Origin of the sequence: Zeaxanthinibacter enoshimensis (assembly GCF_004362865.1) — a bacterium.
GTDB classification, from domain to species: Bacteria; Bacteroidota; Bacteroidia; order Flavobacteriales; family Flavobacteriaceae; genus Zeaxanthinibacter; species Zeaxanthinibacter enoshimensis.
Genome location: NZ_SNYI01000003.1, coordinates 420,257 through 437,306, shown reverse-complemented (window position 1 = coordinate 437,306; position 17,050 = coordinate 420,257). Strand labels below are relative to the sequence as shown.

The window sequence follows — 17,050 nt, the reverse complement described above, 5'->3', positions numbered from 1 at the left end:
AATAGAAGTTAACAGATTCATAAAATCGTTACCACTTAATTACATTCGGGGGGAACTAATTAATGTACCAATGCGCACCCCGAACCTAGCCATACTTACCATTATTCCTCTATTCCTGCTGTCCTGTACTGATGACTCACTGGACGAGATCCTGGAGGTAAGAGCACAGGCTGAGTCCCAGGAGGTGGTCAATATCATCACTCTAGATTTTAATGATTTCGAAGGCGGATACCCGGTTTCATCTTTGGGAAAGGAAGGTTGTGAAGGCATGATTACCATAAGCGCCCTTCATCCCGGAGCCCCGGCCGTCAACAGCTGCCTCAGTTTTGATTCATCCCTTCCCAACCCCGGGAACGAGGACCTCGGGAGTCCTAACGAGTTATACGGGGGGCCTGGAAGATCTGTAAGCGGTGATGAACCCAGTAACGATATTCCGCTGGGCAAGGTCCTGGTCATTAATGAAAATCCAGATGCCGCTGCACCGCTAATCAGCACGGCAACAGGCGCAAAATTTCTGCTCAGTTTTGAAAACTACGGGTCCGGAACAGCTACTGTTTATGGCTTTGATATGCTCGATCTCAATAAGACAAACAACGAGGCCGTCCCGGCCCGGGTTAAGCTCTATGACGAACAGGGACAATTGGTACAGGAAGTTATAGTTCCCTTCGGAAATGACAATGGCAAGCAATATATCAACCTGGGAGCCATGCCCGGTATTGCCAGGATGGAGATCGAAATGAACAACAAAGGTGCCCTTGACAATCTCAGGATCAGTTGCCTGGAAGGCACATCCACCTACACTCCTCCTTCCACTGAAGAGGAAACAGAAAATGAAGAAGAGGAGACTGATAACACCGATACCGGGGAAGAAGAAACTGATAACGGCAACACCGGGGAAGAGGAAGAAGAAACTGATAACGGCGACACGGGAGAAGAGGAGGAAGAGGAATCAGACGATGAGGATACAGAAAATGAGGATGGTGACGAAAATGACGACGAGGGGGAGGATGATGACGAGGAGGATGATGACGAAGATGACGATGAGGATGATGACGAAGAAGACGAAGACGACGACGAGGATGATGACGAAGAAGACGAAGACGACGACGAGGATGATGACGAAGATGACGAAGACGACGATGAGGATGATGACGATGAGGATGATGACGAAGATGACGATGAGGATGATGACGAAGATGACGACGATGAGGATGATGACGATAAAGACGATGACAAAAAAGGTAATGGTCACCAGGAGGGAAACAACGGGAACCAAAACGGGAACGGTCACCAACAGGGAAATAACGGGAACCAGAACGGGAATGGGCACCAGGGAGATAAAAGACCTTCCAGTTAAAAATATGGATCTTAAAAGAGCTCCTTTACACGAGCAATACTTACAAAAAAACCCGGGGCTGTTAACCCCGGGTTTTTAGTTTAAATTCGGAAATAATTATTTCCAGTTCTGTGATTTCAGCTTTACAGTTGCTTTGAGAATATCCTTCTGCGAGATCTGGCCGGCCAGTTTGCCGTCTTCCAGGATTGGAAAACGCCTTCTCTTGGTCTCCAGGAACTTTTTGGCAGCATCAAAAATATTCATATTGCCATCTATGGTCTCTACATCCTGGACCATGTGCTGTGAAACCTTACTGTTATCCAGGGGCATATTGTAATACCGGCTTTCGCTGATATGTTTGATACAATCCCCTTCAGAGATGATCCCTACCAGTTCATTCTTATCATTGACCACGGGCCCACCTGAAATCTTATACCTTATCAGCTTCTGTATGACCTCTTCAACGGATTGATCCGGACTGAACGTAATCAGTTTACGCGTCATGTAGTCACTAACTTTCAAGGGAACATCCGCTTCCTGCAAGGGCTGTCTGCGCCCCATAAAACTTTTAATACCCATAATTCCGCGATTTGTTGTCTATTAAATATACTGAATTCCAGAGACTTTATTCAATATTTGACATTAAATCGACTGGGGTGTTAAAAGCACTGAATAACTTGAAACAGCCTTATTTCTTAGGAATATGGCGTAAGACATCAAGCAAGAATGTCCAGAATTTCTTTACACTCGCAATATGAACCCGCTCGTCCGGGGAATGTGCCCCCCGGATGGTTGGACCAAAACTGATCATATCGAGGTCCGGGAAAGTGTTCCCGATAATTCCGCATTCGAGCCCTGCATGGCAGGCCACAACCCTGGGTTGCTCTTCAAACAAAGCAGTGTATCGATCTTCCAGCACTTTGAGGATCCTGGAATCAGGGTCAGGGGTCCATCCCGGGTATTCCCCGGAGAAAGTCACATTACAGCCACCTAACTCAAAGACAGCTTTAAGGCTGTCAGCCAGGACAGTTTTTACAGATTCTACCGAGGACCGCGTCAGGCAACCTATTTCCAGCTTACCATTATTAACCTCGACCCTGGCGATATTATTAGAACTTTCAACCAGCCCTTCAAACGCAGCACTCATGGTATACACCCCGTTATGCGCTGCACTGATCATTTTTAATAGTTTTTCCTGGGTAGCGGCGTTCATCACTTTGACCGGACCCGGTAGCGGAGATACCTCAATTTTCAGCCCCGGTTCCGTCACGGTCAATTCTGTAGCGATTTCAGTGGTTATTTCATTTAACATGGCTTCCAACTGAGCTGCCTTAGGTCCCGGTACCGCAATTATAGCTTTGCTTTCCCTGGGAATGGCATTCCTCAGTCCGCCGCCCTGTATGTCACTGATTCGGATTTCCAGGGCTTTCCACAGTTGATTTAGCACCCTGTTCATGATCTTGTTCGCGTTGCCGAGACCTTTATCAATATCCATTCCGCTGTGACCTCCCTGTAAGCCACGGACGACCACCTGGAAGAACTTGTCATCCTCCCCGCTTTCCTCTTCCTCGTAACTACAGCTGGCGGTAATATCTACTCCCCCTGCGCAGCCTATATCGATCTCGTCGTCTTCTTCCGTATCCAGGTTCAGCAGAATTTCTCCTTCCAGCGTTCCTGCCTCCAAGCCCTTGGCCCCTGTCATCCCGGTTTCCTCATCAATGGTGAACAATGCCTCAAGAGGAGGATGGGGAATATCGGTACTTTCCAGCAATGCCATGATCGCGGCTACTCCCATCCCGTTATCAGCGCCCAGCGTAGTTCCTTCTGCCTTTACCCACTCTCCTGCTACTTTCATCCGTATTCCTTCCTTCTCAAAATCAAATCGGGTATCGGCATTCTTCTGGTGTACCATATCCAGGTGCGACTGCAGGATGACCATCGGACGGTCTTCCATTCCTTCAGTAGCCGGTTTACGTATGATAACATTCCCAACACTATCTTTAAATGTTTCCAGTTCCAGGGACCTGCCGAATTCCATCATAAAGGCGATCACCCTTTCCTCCTTCTTGGAAGGCCGGGGTACTTCATTCAGTTTTGCAAAATTCTTCCATACTCCAGCAGGTTCCAGGACTTTGATACTTTCGTTCATAATAAAATCAATTTGGACGTAAAATTACTGATAGAAACAACACTGTGGAACTGAAATGGTTAATTTTAGGGCCGTGAAAAGCAAGATTAAAAATTATATCGCCCTCTCCCTTATTCCCCAGGTACTGCTAGTGCGATATTTACATTCCAGCCCTGAAATGGTTGAGAATTATTACAGCCGCGGCATTTATCCATATATATCATCTTTCCTCAGGTCCCTATACGGATGGATCCCATTTTCTATCGGTGACCTGCTGTATACTGCGATCGGATCGCTGGCTATCGGGTACCTGTGGATCAACCGCAGCGAGATCCGTTATAATTTAACCGGCCTGCTCCGGGACACCTTTATGGTCCTCTCCGTGGCGTATTTTACTTTTCACCTGTTATGGGGTCTTAACTACCACCGCGTTCCGCTTGCGGAAAGGCTGGAATTAAACGATGTGGCAAGCACTGAAGAAGTTGAATTCTTCACCCGCGAGCTGATCAAGCGCACCAACCGGCAACAACTGTCGCTTACAGGAGACAGCCTTCTTAAAGTCCATATCCCCTACTCTAAAAAAGAGATCACGAAGCTGACGTTACAAGGATATAAAGACCTGGCTGAACAAATGGATTTTGCGTACTATTCGCCGGCCAGCATAAAAACGTCACTCTACAGCAGGATGTTAAGCTATATGGGCTACGGGGGCTACCTTAACCCCTTTACCAATGAAGGACAGGTGAATCGCCTGTTACCGGCCTTCAGGGCCCCGGTGGTTTATGGTCACGAGATAGGTCACCAGCTGGGTTATTCCGCCGAGAACGAGACCAATTTTATCGGGTACCTGGTTACCCTGAACAACAGGGATCCTTACCTGCAATATGCCGCCAATGCCTATGCCCTCAGTTACTGCCTGGCAGAATTAAAACGCAAAGACTCTCTGATCACAAAGACGTTATACGCCCGGTTAAACCCTGGGGTCCGTAAAAACTATGAAGAGCTGGATAAATTCTGGCGTTCTTTTGAGAATCCGGCCGAACCGGTTTTTAAATCTGTCTTTAATTCTTACCTCCATGCCAATCAACAGAAAGATGGCATCCTCAGTTATAACCGGGTGGTTTCATTGATAGTAGCCTACGACCTGAAGAACCGGAATTAGTAGTTGTTTATTCCTGCTTAACCACTTCAGCATCGGGCGGCCTGGCAAAGAAATCAGTATTAAGAGGGGTTGATCTCAAATTGACCTCTTCAAATATCACCCTGTTTCTCATTTCGGTAGGCTTCCCTTCCTCGTAATTATACCAGGCGACAGAAGCAGGAAGGTACACCCCGTTAACCAACTGCCAGTCGTCATAACGGATCCAGTGTACGTCATCAGAAGGTCCGTCTTTCCCATAAGTCACCGTGTACCCCAACCATTGCATCCGCATGGTATCGGGGTCGTAGTATAAATAATATTCATCTTCCGGGCTTACTCCAACTCCGGCTTCGTATTGTATCCTGAATCCTTTATATTCCTTATCCCCGAATTTCAAAGGTTCTGCCTCGCTGTATCGTATCCCTTCGTCAGCAAGGACATACGGCATCGCGTAGAAGTAGAACATCAGGTTGTGGTAAAAGACCGGGTCACCCTCGTATTTTCCCTCCGGGTCAAGCAACCAGACATTTTCACCGTCAGACCCCATGCTGTATTCCGGCGCATCCACCCTGTCTTTCCTGGACTGCAGGTCTATGGTATGCACCTCTTTATTTCCATTCCTGGTGATCGTAAACCTCAGGGTCCGCTGTAATTCCCACATATCCAGTCCCCCATGGGCTTCAAAAACCTGTTCCAATGCCTCGGGATAGCTTTTATCCACCCTGGTAACGGAATCCTGAGATGTCGCCCCTTCGTCCCTGGTCTGTTTATTACTATCCTTACAAGAGATGCCGAACAGCAACAAGATCACAAATGTGAATATCAGCCTCATATATTTTCTTTCGTTAGTCGTTAATATTCCGTCATGTTTACGCTTTATACTACTTTTGTTGCTATGATCAGAATCACAGAGGTCAGCAGCCCCCAGAATCCCATTGTAAAAAAGATCACTGCCCTGCAGGAAAAGTCCAGGGACCGGCGTAAAAGCGGACTTTTCGTCCTGGAAGGAATCCGTGAACTGAACCTGGCATTGGGCGCCGGATACAAGGTGGAATCCCTTCTACTCTGTCCTGAGCTGGTTCCTCCGGGGAAAAAAGAAGAGATTTTACGAAACCAGGGCATTCCGGATCACGTCATACATGTTTCCTTACAAATTTACCGCAAAATTGCGTACCGGGGCGGTACCGAAGGTGTAATGGCCATAATGCAGGCCGGGAAACACGACCTGGAGGACCTCAGTTTTAATCGAAAGAATCCGCTGGTTCTCGTAGCCGAAGCCCCCGAGAAACCGGGAAATATTGGCGCTCTATTACGAACTGCTGATGCCGCAGCATTAGACGCCGTACTGATCGCCAACCCCAGGACAGACCTTTACAACCCCAATATCATCCGCTCCAGTGTCGGTTGTCTTTTCAGCGTCCCTGTCGCAACAGGTACCACCCAGCAAATTATTGATTTCCTGAAACTGCAGAAGCTGCAGATCTGGTGTGCCGCTTTAAGTGCCTCCAAACCTTACCACGAAGTGGATCTTAGCGTGGGAGGAGCCATTGTCGTGGGAACAGAAGCCGCCGGGCTCAGCGAACAATGGCTGAGCAATTCCGATTCCAATATTATCATCCCCATGCAGGGAGCCATTGATTCGATGAATGTCTCCGTATCGGCCGCAATACTTATATTTGAGGCGATGCGCCAAAGAGGATTTCCACGTGTTTAATTTTCCTTACCTGCATACAGACCAAAACCAATACAACCAGCGGAATGAATCACCAACTCTTATTTATAATCATTATCAGTCTACTTGTCCTGCAATTTGCGTGGGAAACCTGGCTGAATTTTCTCAATGCACGGCACTTTTCTGACCCTGTCCCCGAGTCACTGTCGGATGTGTATGAAGAAGAACAGTATGCCAAAAGCCAGGCCTATAAATACATTAATTACCGTTTTGGCCTGGTCACTTCTGCATTCTCCTTAGTGCTGACCCTGCTTGTACTTTTCCTGGGTGGCTTTGAAATCATCGATCAATGGGTCAGGAGCATTACGGACAGAACCATCCCTATGGCACTATTGTTCTTCGGACTGATCTTTATAGGTACAGATTTACTCACATTACCTTTTTCTTATTACCACACCTTTGTGATAGAAGAACGTTTTGGTTTTAATAAGACTACTCCCCGGCTGTTTTTTATCGATAAGCTCAAAAGCTGGTTGCTTATGGCTATGATCGGTGGGGGGATTATGACGGCAGTCATTCTTCTTTACCAGCTTAGCGGTGCGTGGTTCTGGCTCTATGCCTGGTTGCTGATCGCTGTCTTTACGGTCTTTATGAACCTGTTTTACAGCAAACTGATCGTCCCTCTTTTCAATAAGCAAACCCCCTTGGAAAACGGATCCCTCCGGGATAAGATCGAAGCATATGCCAAGGGCGTAGGTTTTGAACTGAAGAACATCTTCATCATTGACGGATCAAAAAGGTCCACCAAGGCTAATGCCTATTTCTCGGGCTTCGGCAAAGAAAAGCGCGTAACCTTGTTCGATACCCTCGTAAACGACCTGGAGGAAGAAGAGATAGTTGCGGTTCTCGCACACGAGGTTGGCCATTACAAAAAGAACCATATCCTCATCAACCTCGCTGTAGCTATCCTGACCACCGGTCTTACCCTGTTCCTGTTGTCGCTCTTTATCAACAACCCGGAATTCTCATTGGCCATCGGGGTTTCCCAGCCCAGTTTCCATGCTGCTCTTGTAGGGTTCGGGCTGCTGTACAGCCCGGTTTCGGAATGTACCGGCCTGTTGATGAATTATATTTCCAGGAAGTTTGAATACCAGGCGGATCATTATGCGAAAAGCACATACAGTGCGGAACCCCTGATCAGCTCTCTCAAGAAATTATCCAAGAACAACCTGAGCAACCTCACCCCGCACAAAACCTATGTTTTTGTGCATTATTCACACCCCCCATTAAAGGACAGGATCAGGGAGCTTAGGGCATGATTTTTGTTGGTTACAAGTAAAGATTGTGGTATTTTTATTTTATGAGGACGGAAGCGGCTATAGAGAAAGAAAACAAGGAGATTGCGAAGCAGTATAAGGAATTGCTGCGAATCAGTTACCAGACCCTGAGCAAAGAGGATAAACAACTGATCCGCTCGGCCTTTGACGTTGCTGTGGATGCCCACAAGAACCAAAGGCGCAAGTCTGGGGAAGCTTATATTTTCCATCCTATCGCTGTGGCCAAGATCGTGGCGTCAGAGATCGGGCTGGATGCTGTTTCTATTGCCTCTGCCCTGCTTCACGACGTAGTTGAGGATACAGAGTATACCCTGGACGATATTGAACGTATGTTCGGGGAGACCATAGCCAGGATCGTGGACGGGCTGACCAAGATAGCGCACCTGAATAAGGACATGAACATCTCCCAGCAGGCGGAGAATTTCCGGAAGATGCTGCTGACCCTGAACGATGACGTTAGGGTGATCATCATCAAGATCGCTGATCGCTACCACAACCTGCTCACCATGGACGCGATGCCGGAACACAAACAGGTACAGATCGCTTCCGAGACGCTTTATATCTACGCCCCCGTAGCACACAGGATCGGACTCTACAATATCAAGACCGAACTTGAGGATCTCAGCCTTAAGTATACGGAACCGGAGGTTTATAACGATATCCTGGGCAAGATCGAAGAGACCAAGGAGGAGCAACAGAAATATATCGATGATTTCTCTGCCATAATCCATAATTCGCTGGACAAGGAAGGGCTGAATTACGCCATCAAAGGACGTACGAAATCCATCTATTCCATCCGGAAAAAAATGGTGACCCAGAATGTTTCCTTTGACGAGATCTACGACAAGTTTGCCATTCGTATCATTTATAAATCGGACAGGCAGAACGAAAAGTTCCTCGCCTGGAAGATCTATTCCGTGGTCACGGATCACTTTACCCCTAATCCGATCCGCCTAAGAGACTGGATCTCATCCCCTAAGTCGACCGGGTATGAAGCCCTGCACATCACCGTAATGGGCCCGCAGGGCAAATGGGTAGAGGTACAGATCAGGAGTGAACGGATGCACGAAATTGCTGAAAAGGGGTATGCCGCGCATTTTAAATATAAGCATGGGGACCAGAAAGAACAGGGAATCGAAGTCTGGCTGAACCGCTTACAGGACGCTTTGGAAAATTCCAACGGCAGCGCAGTTGATTTTGTCGAAGAGTTTAAGCTGAACCTCTATTCCAAGGAAATTTTTGTTTTTACACCCAAGGGAGACCTAAAATCCCTTCCCAAAGGTGCGACCCCGCTCGATTTCGCCTTCCATATCCATACCGAAGTGGGGATGAGAACCAGGGGCGCCAAGGTAAACGGCAAGCTGGTGCCACTGAACACCGTCCTGAACAGTGGAGACCAGGTAGATATTATTACTTCTGAACATGCCCAACCCAACCAGAACTGGCTCAACTACGCTACAACCGCACGCGCCAGGTCAAAGATCCGTTCTGTATTGCGGGAGGAAAAGAAGGAAGTTGCCATGGAAGGCAAAGAGATCCTCAGGCGAAAACTGAAATCCCAGAAGATCAATCTTTCTGAAGAAGTGATCAATAAAATGGTTGTTTTCTTTAAACTGAAAACAAGCCTGGACCTGTTTTACAGGGTAGCCATCGGGGCGATAGATAACCAGAAGATCAAAGATTTTGCTTCGTCCTACAACAACGCCTTCATCAGTTTCTTTAAGAACAAGATCCGGAAGCCGGCGACTCCCGTGGATATCGATAAAGACGAGATCACTACCAAGTACGACCTGCTCGTTTTCGGCAAAGAGGAGGAACGCCTCAATTACACCCTGTCTCAATGCTGTAAGCCCATCCCGGGAGATGATGTATTTGGCTTTGTCAGTGTTAATGAAGGGATCAAAGTTCACAAGAAGAACTGCCCCAACGCCATTTCCCTGCAGTCCAATTACGCCTACCGCATAATCAGTGCGAAATGGATCGATTCTACCCAGGAAGAATTTACTGCCGAGATCAAAATGACCGGTATTGATAACCTGGGGCTGATGAACGAGATCACCGAAATTATTTCGGATAATATGCACGTAAATATGCGCAACCTGAATTTCAGTACAGACGGCGGAACCTTTACGGGAAGGATCACTGTGGTAGTGAAGAACAAGAACATTCTCAAGAAGCTGATAGACCATCTGAAAGGCATCAATGGAATTGATAAAGTCTTCAGAATTTAATTTTTAACCCTACATTTGCACCTCGATACTGTAGACGGTACCATGGACATTAACAACCAGGAAATTGTAAAGAATGTATTCACCGCTTTCCTAGAAGAGAACGGCCACCGGAAGACTCCGGAACGCTACGCGATACTCCAGGAAATCTACGAAAGTGATGAACATTTTGATATAGAATCGCTCTATATCAACATGAAGAACAAGAATTACCGGGTGAGTCGTGCTACTTTATACAACACCATAGAGTTGCTGCTTGAATGTAAATTGGTCCGGAAACACCAGTTCGGGAAAAACCAGGCGCAATACGAAAAATCATATTTTGATCGTCAGCACGATCACGTTATCCTGACAGACACGGGGGAAGTGGTAGAGTTCTGTGATCCCCGGATCCAGTCTATCAAAAAAACCATCGAAGAGGTCTTTGATATTAAGATCAATAATCACTCGCTTTACTTCTACGGTACTCGTAATAAAGACGAAAAAGAAACAAAATAATCAGCTATTATTTATGGCAGTAGATTTGCTATTAGGTCTTCAATGGGGAGACGAAGGAAAGGGAAAAATTGTTGATGTACTTACCACGGATTATGACATTATAGCCCGTTTCCAGGGAGGTCCCAATGCGGGTCACACCCTCGAGTTTGACGGGATAAAGCACGTTCTCCATACCATCCCATCGGGAATCTTTCATAAAAATGCGATCAATGTTGTAGGGAACGGGGTGGTGATAGACCCGGTCATCTTCAGGAAGGAATTACAAAACCTGGAGCAGTTCAATATTGATATCGTTTCCAAATTGCTCATTTCCCGGAAGGCACACCTTATCCTACCGACCCACCGTTTACTGGATGCAGCTTCAGAAGCCGCCAAAGGTAAAGCCAAGATCGGATCTACGCTCAAAGGTATAGGTCCCACTTATATGGATAAGACCGGCCGTAATGGCCTGCGTGTAGGGGACCTTGAAATGGACGACTGGAAAGAGAAATACAGGGCCCTGGCGAATAAGCATGAAGCCATGATCCATTTTTACGATGTTGACATTCAGTACAACCTCCAGGAACTGGAAGCCGAGTTCTTTTCCGCGGTCAAGGAACTGAAGAAACTGAAATTCATCGATAGCGAAGAATACCTTTACCAGGCGTTTCGCTCCGGCAAGAAGATATTGGCTGAAGGCGCCCAGGGATCATTGCTCGATATTGATTTCGGAACTTATCCCTATGTGACTTCTTCCAACACAACAGCTGCAGGAGCCTGTACCGGGCTGGGGATCGCCCCTACCGCTATAGGAGAGGTCTTCGGGATATTTAAGGCTTATACAACCCGTGTAGGAAGCGGGCCATTCCCTACGGAACTCTTTGACGAAACGGGGAAAACCATTGCCACCGTTGGTCATGAATTTGGTGCGACCACCGGCAGACCAAGACGTTGTGGCTGGCTGGACCTTGTTGCCTTAAAATACGCGGTACAGGTAAACGGGGTAACCCAATTAATGATGATGAAAGCCGATGTTCTTAGCGGGATAGAAAAGATCAGGGTTTGTACTGCCTATAACTATAAGGGAAAAGAAATCAAGCATTTGCCTTTTAACATAGAGGCAGAGAATGTGACCCCGGTATATACGGAAATGGAAGGCTGGAAAGAAGACCTGACCAAGATGACAGAAGCCTCCCAATTGCCGGATGCATTAAACACTTATATTGATTTCCTGGAAAAAGAACTGGGCGTGCCGATCGCGATCGTTTCTGTCGGTCCGGACAGGACACAGACCATCAACCGGTAAAAACCTGACTTCCCAAGGAAATCCTAAATCGGGCCTTCGGGTGGTCAACTCCTTTAAAATGTTCTACTTTTGGACCAAATTCTCGGTTTGAAGCAACTGCTGATACTTATCTGTATACTATTAGCCCCCATTGCGGGGTCTGCCCAGGACCAACCCTCCGAAGGGCAGCAGATCAATATTGTCTACGGCGCAAATTTCACCAAGGACGAAAGCAAGTATCCGGGAGCCGCCATCTTCAGCAAGGACGACAGGCAAGTGCAGTTTGAACACCAGGGTGCGGATCTCTATTGTGATATTGCCATCTTCTACCAAAAAGAAAACCGGCTGAAAGCCCTTGGAAATATAGTTTTAAAACAAGGAGACTCGGTTCAGATGACCAGTGGGAAGATCGAATACAACGGGGACACCCGGCTGGCGAAGGCTTACGAAAGAGTTGTGCTGAAAAATGCTTCTATGACCCTGCGGACAGACACCCTCTATTTTGATCGTGAAAAGCAGGAATCTTTTTACCGTAGTTCCGGTACTGTGGTGGATTCTGTAAATACGCTGACCAGCGAGATCGGGCGCTATTTCATGGAGCAGAAGAAATACCAGTTCCTGGAGAGCGTTAAGATCAATAACCCGGAATATCAGCTCGAATCCAGTCAGCTGGACTATTACACTACCTCCAAGAATGCCTACATGTACGGTCCTTCGACCATTACCGGGGAGACCTATAAGATCTATTGTGAAAGAGGTTTTTACGATACCAAAGTAGAAAGCGGTTACGGCATCAAGAATACCCGGATAGATTACAACAACCGTATCATTGAAGGGGATAGTGTCTACTTTAATAAGATGGCCCAATTTGCTTCTGCCACCAACAATATTAAGGTCACCGATACCATTAATAAGGGAGTGATCCGGGCGCATTACGCGGAGGTGTACAAGGATAAGGACTCGGTTTTTGCCACTAAACGTGCCGTTTCCATAAGCCTGGTCGAAAAAGATTCGCTGTATATGCACGGCGATACCCTTATGGTTACCGGTAAACCCGAAGACCGTATCCTCCGGGCCTTCCGGAATGCAAAATTTTATAAGACAGACCTCAGCGGGAAATGTGATTCTATTCACTTTGAGCAGAGAACTGGAGTTACCCAGCTTATCCGCAACCCGGTAATATGGAACGTTGACAATCAAATGACCGGGGACAGTATTCACCTGGTCTCGGACCTGGTAACGGAAAAGCTCGATTCCCTGAAGGTCATCAATAATGCATTTATCATTTCGCAGGATAGTATAGGAAAAGTAGGATTTAACCAGGCAAAGGGCAAGGATCTCTACGGGAAGTTCAAGGACAACAGCCTGGACTACGTAGACCTGGTCAAGAATACCGAGGTCATTTATTACATGTATGATGACGATGAGAAACTGATGGGCATCAACAAGACGATCTGCAGTGCCATCCGGATGACACTGGAGAACAACGATATTGAAGACATCACCTTCTTTACCAATCCTGACGGCGATATCTTTCCTCCAAAGGACTTACCTGAGAACAGTCGGAAACTGAAAGGTTTCATCTGGAGGGGGGACGAACGTATCTATAGTAAGGACGGTATCTTTGATGAAGACGACAACAATATTGAACTGGTCAAGATACGCGGGGTTGATCACCCGATAGACCTGGAGGGCACACAGGAAGATCCTCTGGAAGAGGATCCCCGGAAAAAGGATCAACCCACCACCGCCAATAAAAAAGCAGTCTTACCCGCAGACAACAGCGGGGCTGGCAAAAAAAAGCCTTAGTACATGAAAGAAGATTTTTTCAGATACCAGGCACAAACTACCCCCCACCCACTTGCGCTTGAGATCTCTTATGCCAGTGGGAGCTATATCTATGACACGGATGGCAGGGCACACCTGGATTTTGTCGCCGGGGTATCTGCCTGCAGCCTGGGTCATTGTCACCCGGCGGTAGTAAAAGCGATTCAGGAGCAGGCAGCCCGCTACATGCACGTTATGGTATACGGGGAATATATCCAGGCCCCGGCCGTGGAATACAGTAAAAAACTTGCGTCCCTGCTCCCTGAACCGCTGGAGTCCACCTACCTGGTGAATTCGGGTACTGAAGCCATGGAAGGAGCGATTAAATTAGCTCGCCGTGCAACAGGCAGGACAGGGATCATTGCGGCGAGAAACGCTTATCACGGGAATACCATGGGCAGTCTCAGTCTCATGGACTACGAGGAGCGACTGGCCCCGTTCCGGCCGTTGGTTCCCGGGGTTTCCCATATCTCCTTCAACAACCCGGAGGATCTTGATCAGATTGATGAGAACACCGCTGCGGTAGTACTGGAGACCATCCAAGGGGGAGCAGGTTTTATCATGCCCGAAGGGGATTACCTGCAAAAGGTCAGGGAACGCTGTGACGAGACAGGAGCTTTGCTGGTGCTCGATGAGATCCAACCTGGTTTTGGCCGAACAGGAAAACTCTTTGCATTTGAACACTACAACTGTATTCCTGATATCCTGGTCCTGGGTAAGGGAATGGCTTCCGGCTTGCCGGTAGGTGCTTTTACCGCCTCTCACGAGCTGATGCAATTACTGAGCGACAAGCCAAAATTAGGGCATATAACCACCTTCGGGGGAAATCCTGTCATTGCTGCGGCAGCACTGGCAACCTTAAATGAGATAACCTCCGGGCAACTGATCGAACAGACCCTGGAAAAAGAGCAGGTTTTCAGGAAAAAGCTTCAGCATAAACTGATCACCGAGATACGCGGAAAGGGCCTGATGTTGGCAATGATGGTCAAAGATCCGGAAACAGCCAACAAGATTGTACTGGAATGTGCCCGCCGGGGACTGGTGTTATTCTGGTTATTATTTGAACCAAGGGCAGTGCGGATATCGCCGCCATTGCCTATATCTATTGAGGAAATCGAAGAAGGATGCGATATCATCCTAGAAGTTTTAACGGAAATTGAGCAATAAAGCTGTTAACAATATTGTTAATATAAACAGGAAGATAAGAAAATGCATGGTATCAAAAATGTTATTTTTAATTCCATAGTATAACCAACCTTAGTAACTATGGCGTTTAACTCCAACGGAAAACCCAGCAAGCCCATAGCCAAGTTCGAATCCATGCTCAAAACTGATGACGTCTATTTCTTTGACGCTGAAGACTTTGAGGACATCATTCATCATTACTTGAACAACGGGAAAATATCGCTGGCTAAGAAAGCAATCAGAATTGGACTTCAGCAGCATCCAGATGCCATTGAATTACGGTTACTGGACGTAGAAGTACTGGTTTTTGAGAACAACCTGGATGTGGCAGAACGTATCCTGGATGATCTTCAGCTGCTCGATAGTGGCAATGAAGAGATCTACATACAGCGCGCCAACATCTATTCAAAGAAAGACAACCACGAAGCTGCCGTGCTCTTACTGCACCAAGCCCTGGAAATGGCTGAAGAGAGCTTTGACATCTACTCCCTGCTTGGGATGGAGTACCTCTTTATGGATGATTTTCAGCAGGCTAAGATCAATTTCATGAAGTGTGTTGCTTTTGACGAGGAGGATTATTCTTCCCTTTACAACGTCATTTACTGCTTTGAGTTCCTGGAAGACTACGAGGGCGCAATTCAATACCTCAATAATTTCCTTGAGCGCAATCCATACTGCCAGGTGGCCTGGCATCAACTGGGGAAACAGTATTTTACCATAGGTATGTACCCTGAGGCCCTTACGGCATTTGATTTTGCGGTGATCTCTGACGACACCTTTATCGGTGCTTATTTTGAAAAAGGGAAGGTCCTGGAAAAACTGGGAAAATTTGAGGAGGCTATTGAAAGTTATGAAACCACCATCGCCATAGATGACCCCACCTCCCATGCCTACCTGCGTATCGGGAAATGTCATGAAAAACTCGGGAACGAGGACATGGCCAAATACTACTACTATAAAACCGTTCACGAGGACCCCTTACTGGATAAGGGATGGCTCGCCATCACCCAGTATTATTACCGGCATGCGGATTACGAAAAAGCGCTTTATTATATCAACAAAGCCATCAATATAGACGAGGAAAACCCATTATACTGGAAAAAGTGCGCGAAGATCCACGCTGCCCTCGGCAATCTTGATGAAGCGGATTTCTCTTTTAAGCAGACGGTAGACCTGGGTAACTATGAACTGGAAACCTGGATGTTATGGTCCAGGGTAGTAAGGAACAACCAGGAACCTGAAGCTGCGGTACAGATCCTGAAGCAAGGCCTGGAATTCTTCCCCGAGGCCACCGAACTGGAATATATGTTGGCAGGAGCCCTGTTACTTTCTGATCAACCCGCAAAAGCGCGAAAGCGATTTATCAAGTCTATACGGCACGATATCAGCAAACTGTCCTTTTTCCAGGCAGAATACCCGGAAATTTATCATTCGGATTGGGCACAAAACATAATTACTGATATTAAGAAAGCTTCCGAATAAAAAACTACTTTTGTTTTTTATTTTTTATGGGAGAACGAAACCGCATTCAGTATACCGTATTAATTCTTAAAGGAATGGCCATGGGGGCCGCCGATGTAGTACCCGGAGTTTCAGGGGGAACCATCGCCTTTATCTCCGGTATCTACGAAGAATTAATAACCTCTATCAACAATATCAACCTCTCTTTGTTCCGCACCTGGCGCAATGAAGGCTTTATGGCCTTTTGGCGCCAACTGAACGGAGGATTCCTCCTTGCACTTTTCTCCGGGATATTTATAAGTGTTGCCTCTTTGGCTAAGATGATCAGCTGGCTGCTGGAAAACCAACCTATACTTCTATGGTCCTTTTTCTTTGGCCTCGTTCTGGCCAGCGTACTGGTAGTTGCCAGGGCTATTGAGCGCTGGACGCTGGCAAAGATCCTCTTTCTAATTGCCGGGGCCGCACTAGCCTGGTATATCACCTCGCTGCCTCCTATAGAGGATACAACCAGCCTGCCATTTCTGTTCCTTTCCGGAGCCCTGGCGATCTGTGCAATGATCCTGCCGGGAATTTCAGGTGCATTTATCCTGGTACTTTTAGGTTCCTATAAGACCGTACTCGATGTCGTACATGAAAGAGAATTAGGCCTGATCGTGACCGTTGGTATTGGAGCAATCTTTGGCTTACTCAGCTTCGCCCGAATCCTGAAATGGATGTTCAGCAATTACAAGGACCTGACCCTGACTTTACTGACGGGCTTTATCCTCGGAAGCCTCAACAAGATCTGGCCCTGGAAAGAAGTCCTCGAGACCAAGGTGTATGGTGAGAAGGTCGTCGCTATTGCAGAACAGAATGTTTCTCCATTTAACTTCGGCGGGGACAATCAACTCCTTTTTGCCATCGTGCTGGCAATCCTTGGTTTTTCCCTTATTTTTATACTTGAAAAATTAGCTGCCCGAAATTAAGCCATCTG

14 protein-coding genes are annotated in these 17,050 nt (G+C 47.1%); 11 read left to right on the top strand and 3 right to left on the bottom strand.

Annotated features, from left to right (window positions below):
* The first annotated feature begins 70 nt into the window (after positions 1–70).
* Positions 71–1,357, top strand: coding sequence for a hypothetical protein (locus CLV82_RS14860; protein WP_208107995.1), 1,287 nt, complete (start codon positions 71–73; stop codon positions 1,355–1,357).
* A 96-nt stretch (positions 1,358–1,453) separates the two neighbouring features.
* Here the strand turns inward: CLV82_RS14860 and CLV82_RS13635 are convergent, their stop codons facing one another.
* Together CLV82_RS13635 and CLV82_RS13630 are read right to left on the bottom strand one after the other, a co-directional pair.
* The gene (locus CLV82_RS13635; protein ID WP_133644899.1) at positions 1,454–1,915 is read right to left on the bottom strand and encodes a CBS domain-containing protein; all 462 of its coding nucleotides are present in this window, start codon (positions 1,913–1,915) and stop codon (positions 1,454–1,456) included.
* 109 nt (positions 1,916–2,024) lie between these two features.
* On the bottom strand, positions 2,025–3,485 hold the full coding sequence (locus CLV82_RS13630; RefSeq protein WP_133644898.1) for an aminoacyl-histidine dipeptidase: 1,461 nt from the start codon (positions 3,483–3,485) through the stop codon (positions 2,025–2,027).
* A gap of 73 nt (positions 3,486–3,558) precedes the next feature.
* Between CLV82_RS13630 and CLV82_RS13625 the strand changes: the two genes are divergently transcribed.
* The gene (locus tag CLV82_RS13625) at positions 3,559–4,626 is read left to right on the top strand and encodes a DUF3810 domain-containing protein (protein WP_133644897.1); all 1,068 of its coding nucleotides are present in this window, start codon (positions 3,559–3,561) and stop codon (positions 4,624–4,626) included.
* A 7-nt stretch (positions 4,627–4,633) separates the two neighbouring features.
* On the opposite strand, the gene CLV82_RS13620 is transcribed toward CLV82_RS13625, so the two are convergent.
* Entirely contained in the window at positions 4,634–5,437 is an 804-nt protein-coding gene (locus CLV82_RS13620) for a DUF6503 family protein (protein WP_133644896.1), read from the bottom strand.
* Between the two features lie 63 nt (positions 5,438–5,500).
* On the opposite strand from CLV82_RS13620, the gene CLV82_RS13615 reads away from it, so the two are divergent.
* The 9 genes from CLV82_RS13615 (at position 5,501) to CLV82_RS13575 (ending at position 17,042) form a co-directional block, all read left to right on the top strand.
* A complete protein-coding gene (locus CLV82_RS13615) occupies positions 5,501–6,319 on the top strand; it encodes a TrmH family RNA methyltransferase (protein ID WP_133644895.1) in 819 nt (272 codons plus the stop codon).
* A 44-nt stretch (positions 6,320–6,363) separates the two neighbouring features.
* Positions 6,364–7,596, top strand: a complete 1,233-nt coding sequence (locus CLV82_RS13610) for a M48 family metallopeptidase (protein ID WP_133644894.1) — start codon at positions 6,364–6,366, stop codon at positions 7,594–7,596.
* Positions 7,597–7,637: 41 nt separating this feature from the next.
* Positions 7,638–9,845 carry a RelA/SpoT family protein gene (locus CLV82_RS13605; RefSeq protein WP_133644893.1) on the top strand — a complete coding sequence of 736 codons (2,208 nt, stop codon included), beginning with the start codon at positions 7,638–7,640 and terminating at the stop codon, positions 9,843–9,845.
* Between the two features lie 42 nt (positions 9,846–9,887).
* Entirely contained in the window at positions 9,888–10,340 is a 453-nt protein-coding gene (locus tag CLV82_RS13600; RefSeq protein ID WP_133645077.1) for a Fur family transcriptional regulator, read from the top strand.
* Between the two features lie 13 nt (positions 10,341–10,353).
* On the top strand, positions 10,354–11,625 hold the full coding sequence (locus tag CLV82_RS13595; RefSeq protein ID WP_133644892.1) for an adenylosuccinate synthase: 1,272 nt from the start codon (positions 10,354–10,356) through the stop codon (positions 11,623–11,625).
* 87 nt (positions 11,626–11,712) lie between these two features.
* The gene (locus CLV82_RS13590; protein ID WP_243744223.1) at positions 11,713–13,413 is read left to right on the top strand and encodes an OstA-like protein; all 1,701 of its coding nucleotides are present in this window, start codon (positions 11,713–11,715) and stop codon (positions 13,411–13,413) included.
* Positions 13,414–13,416: 3 nt separating this feature from the next.
* Complete coding sequence (locus CLV82_RS13585) at positions 13,417–14,598, top strand: aspartate aminotransferase family protein (RefSeq protein WP_133644890.1); 1,182 nt, start codon at positions 13,417–13,419, stop codon at positions 14,596–14,598.
* A 99-nt stretch (positions 14,599–14,697) separates the two neighbouring features.
* Positions 14,698–16,098, top strand: a complete 1,401-nt coding sequence (locus CLV82_RS13580; protein ID WP_133644889.1) for a tetratricopeptide repeat protein — start codon at positions 14,698–14,700, stop codon at positions 16,096–16,098.
* A 26-nt stretch (positions 16,099–16,124) separates the two neighbouring features.
* Entirely contained in the window at positions 16,125–17,042 is a 918-nt protein-coding gene (locus CLV82_RS13575; protein WP_133644888.1) for a DUF368 domain-containing protein, read from the top strand.
* The last annotated feature ends 8 nt before the right edge of the window (positions 17,043–17,050 follow it).

Bases quoted from the DNA above. Each gene is read 5' to 3' on its own strand.
- CLV82_RS14860 (WP_208107995.1), top strand. From the start codon at position 71: ATGCGCACCCCGAACCTAGCCATACTTACCATTATTCCTCTATTCCTG.
- CLV82_RS13635 (WP_133644899.1), bottom strand. From the start codon at position 1,915: ATGGGTATTAAAAGTTTTATGGGGCGCAGACAGCCCTTGCAGGAAGCG.
- CLV82_RS13630 (WP_133644898.1), bottom strand. From the start codon at position 3,485: ATGAACGAAAGTATCAAAGTCCTGGAACCTGCTGGAGTATGGAAGAAT.
- CLV82_RS13620 (WP_133644896.1), bottom strand. From the start codon at position 5,437: ATGAGGCTGATATTCACATTTGTGATCTTGTTGCTGTTCGGCATCTCT.
- CLV82_RS13615 (WP_133644895.1), top strand. From the start codon at position 5,501: ATGATCAGAATCACAGAGGTCAGCAGCCCCCAGAATCCCATTGTAAAA.
- CLV82_RS13610 (WP_133644894.1), top strand. From the start codon at position 6,364: ATGAATCACCAACTCTTATTTATAATCATTATCAGTCTACTTGTCCTG.
- CLV82_RS13605 (WP_133644893.1), top strand. From the start codon at position 7,638: ATGAGGACGGAAGCGGCTATAGAGAAAGAAAACAAGGAGATTGCGAAG.
- CLV82_RS13600 (WP_133645077.1), top strand. From the start codon at position 9,888: ATGGACATTAACAACCAGGAAATTGTAAAGAATGTATTCACCGCTTTC.
- CLV82_RS13595 (WP_133644892.1), top strand. From the start codon at position 10,354: ATGGCAGTAGATTTGCTATTAGGTCTTCAATGGGGAGACGAAGGAAAG.
- CLV82_RS13585 (WP_133644890.1), top strand. From the start codon at position 13,417: ATGAAAGAAGATTTTTTCAGATACCAGGCACAAACTACCCCCCACCCA.
- CLV82_RS13580 (WP_133644889.1), top strand. From the start codon at position 14,698: ATGGCGTTTAACTCCAACGGAAAACCCAGCAAGCCCATAGCCAAGTTC.
- CLV82_RS13575 (WP_133644888.1), top strand. From the start codon at position 16,125: ATGGGAGAACGAAACCGCATTCAGTATACCGTATTAATTCTTAAAGGA.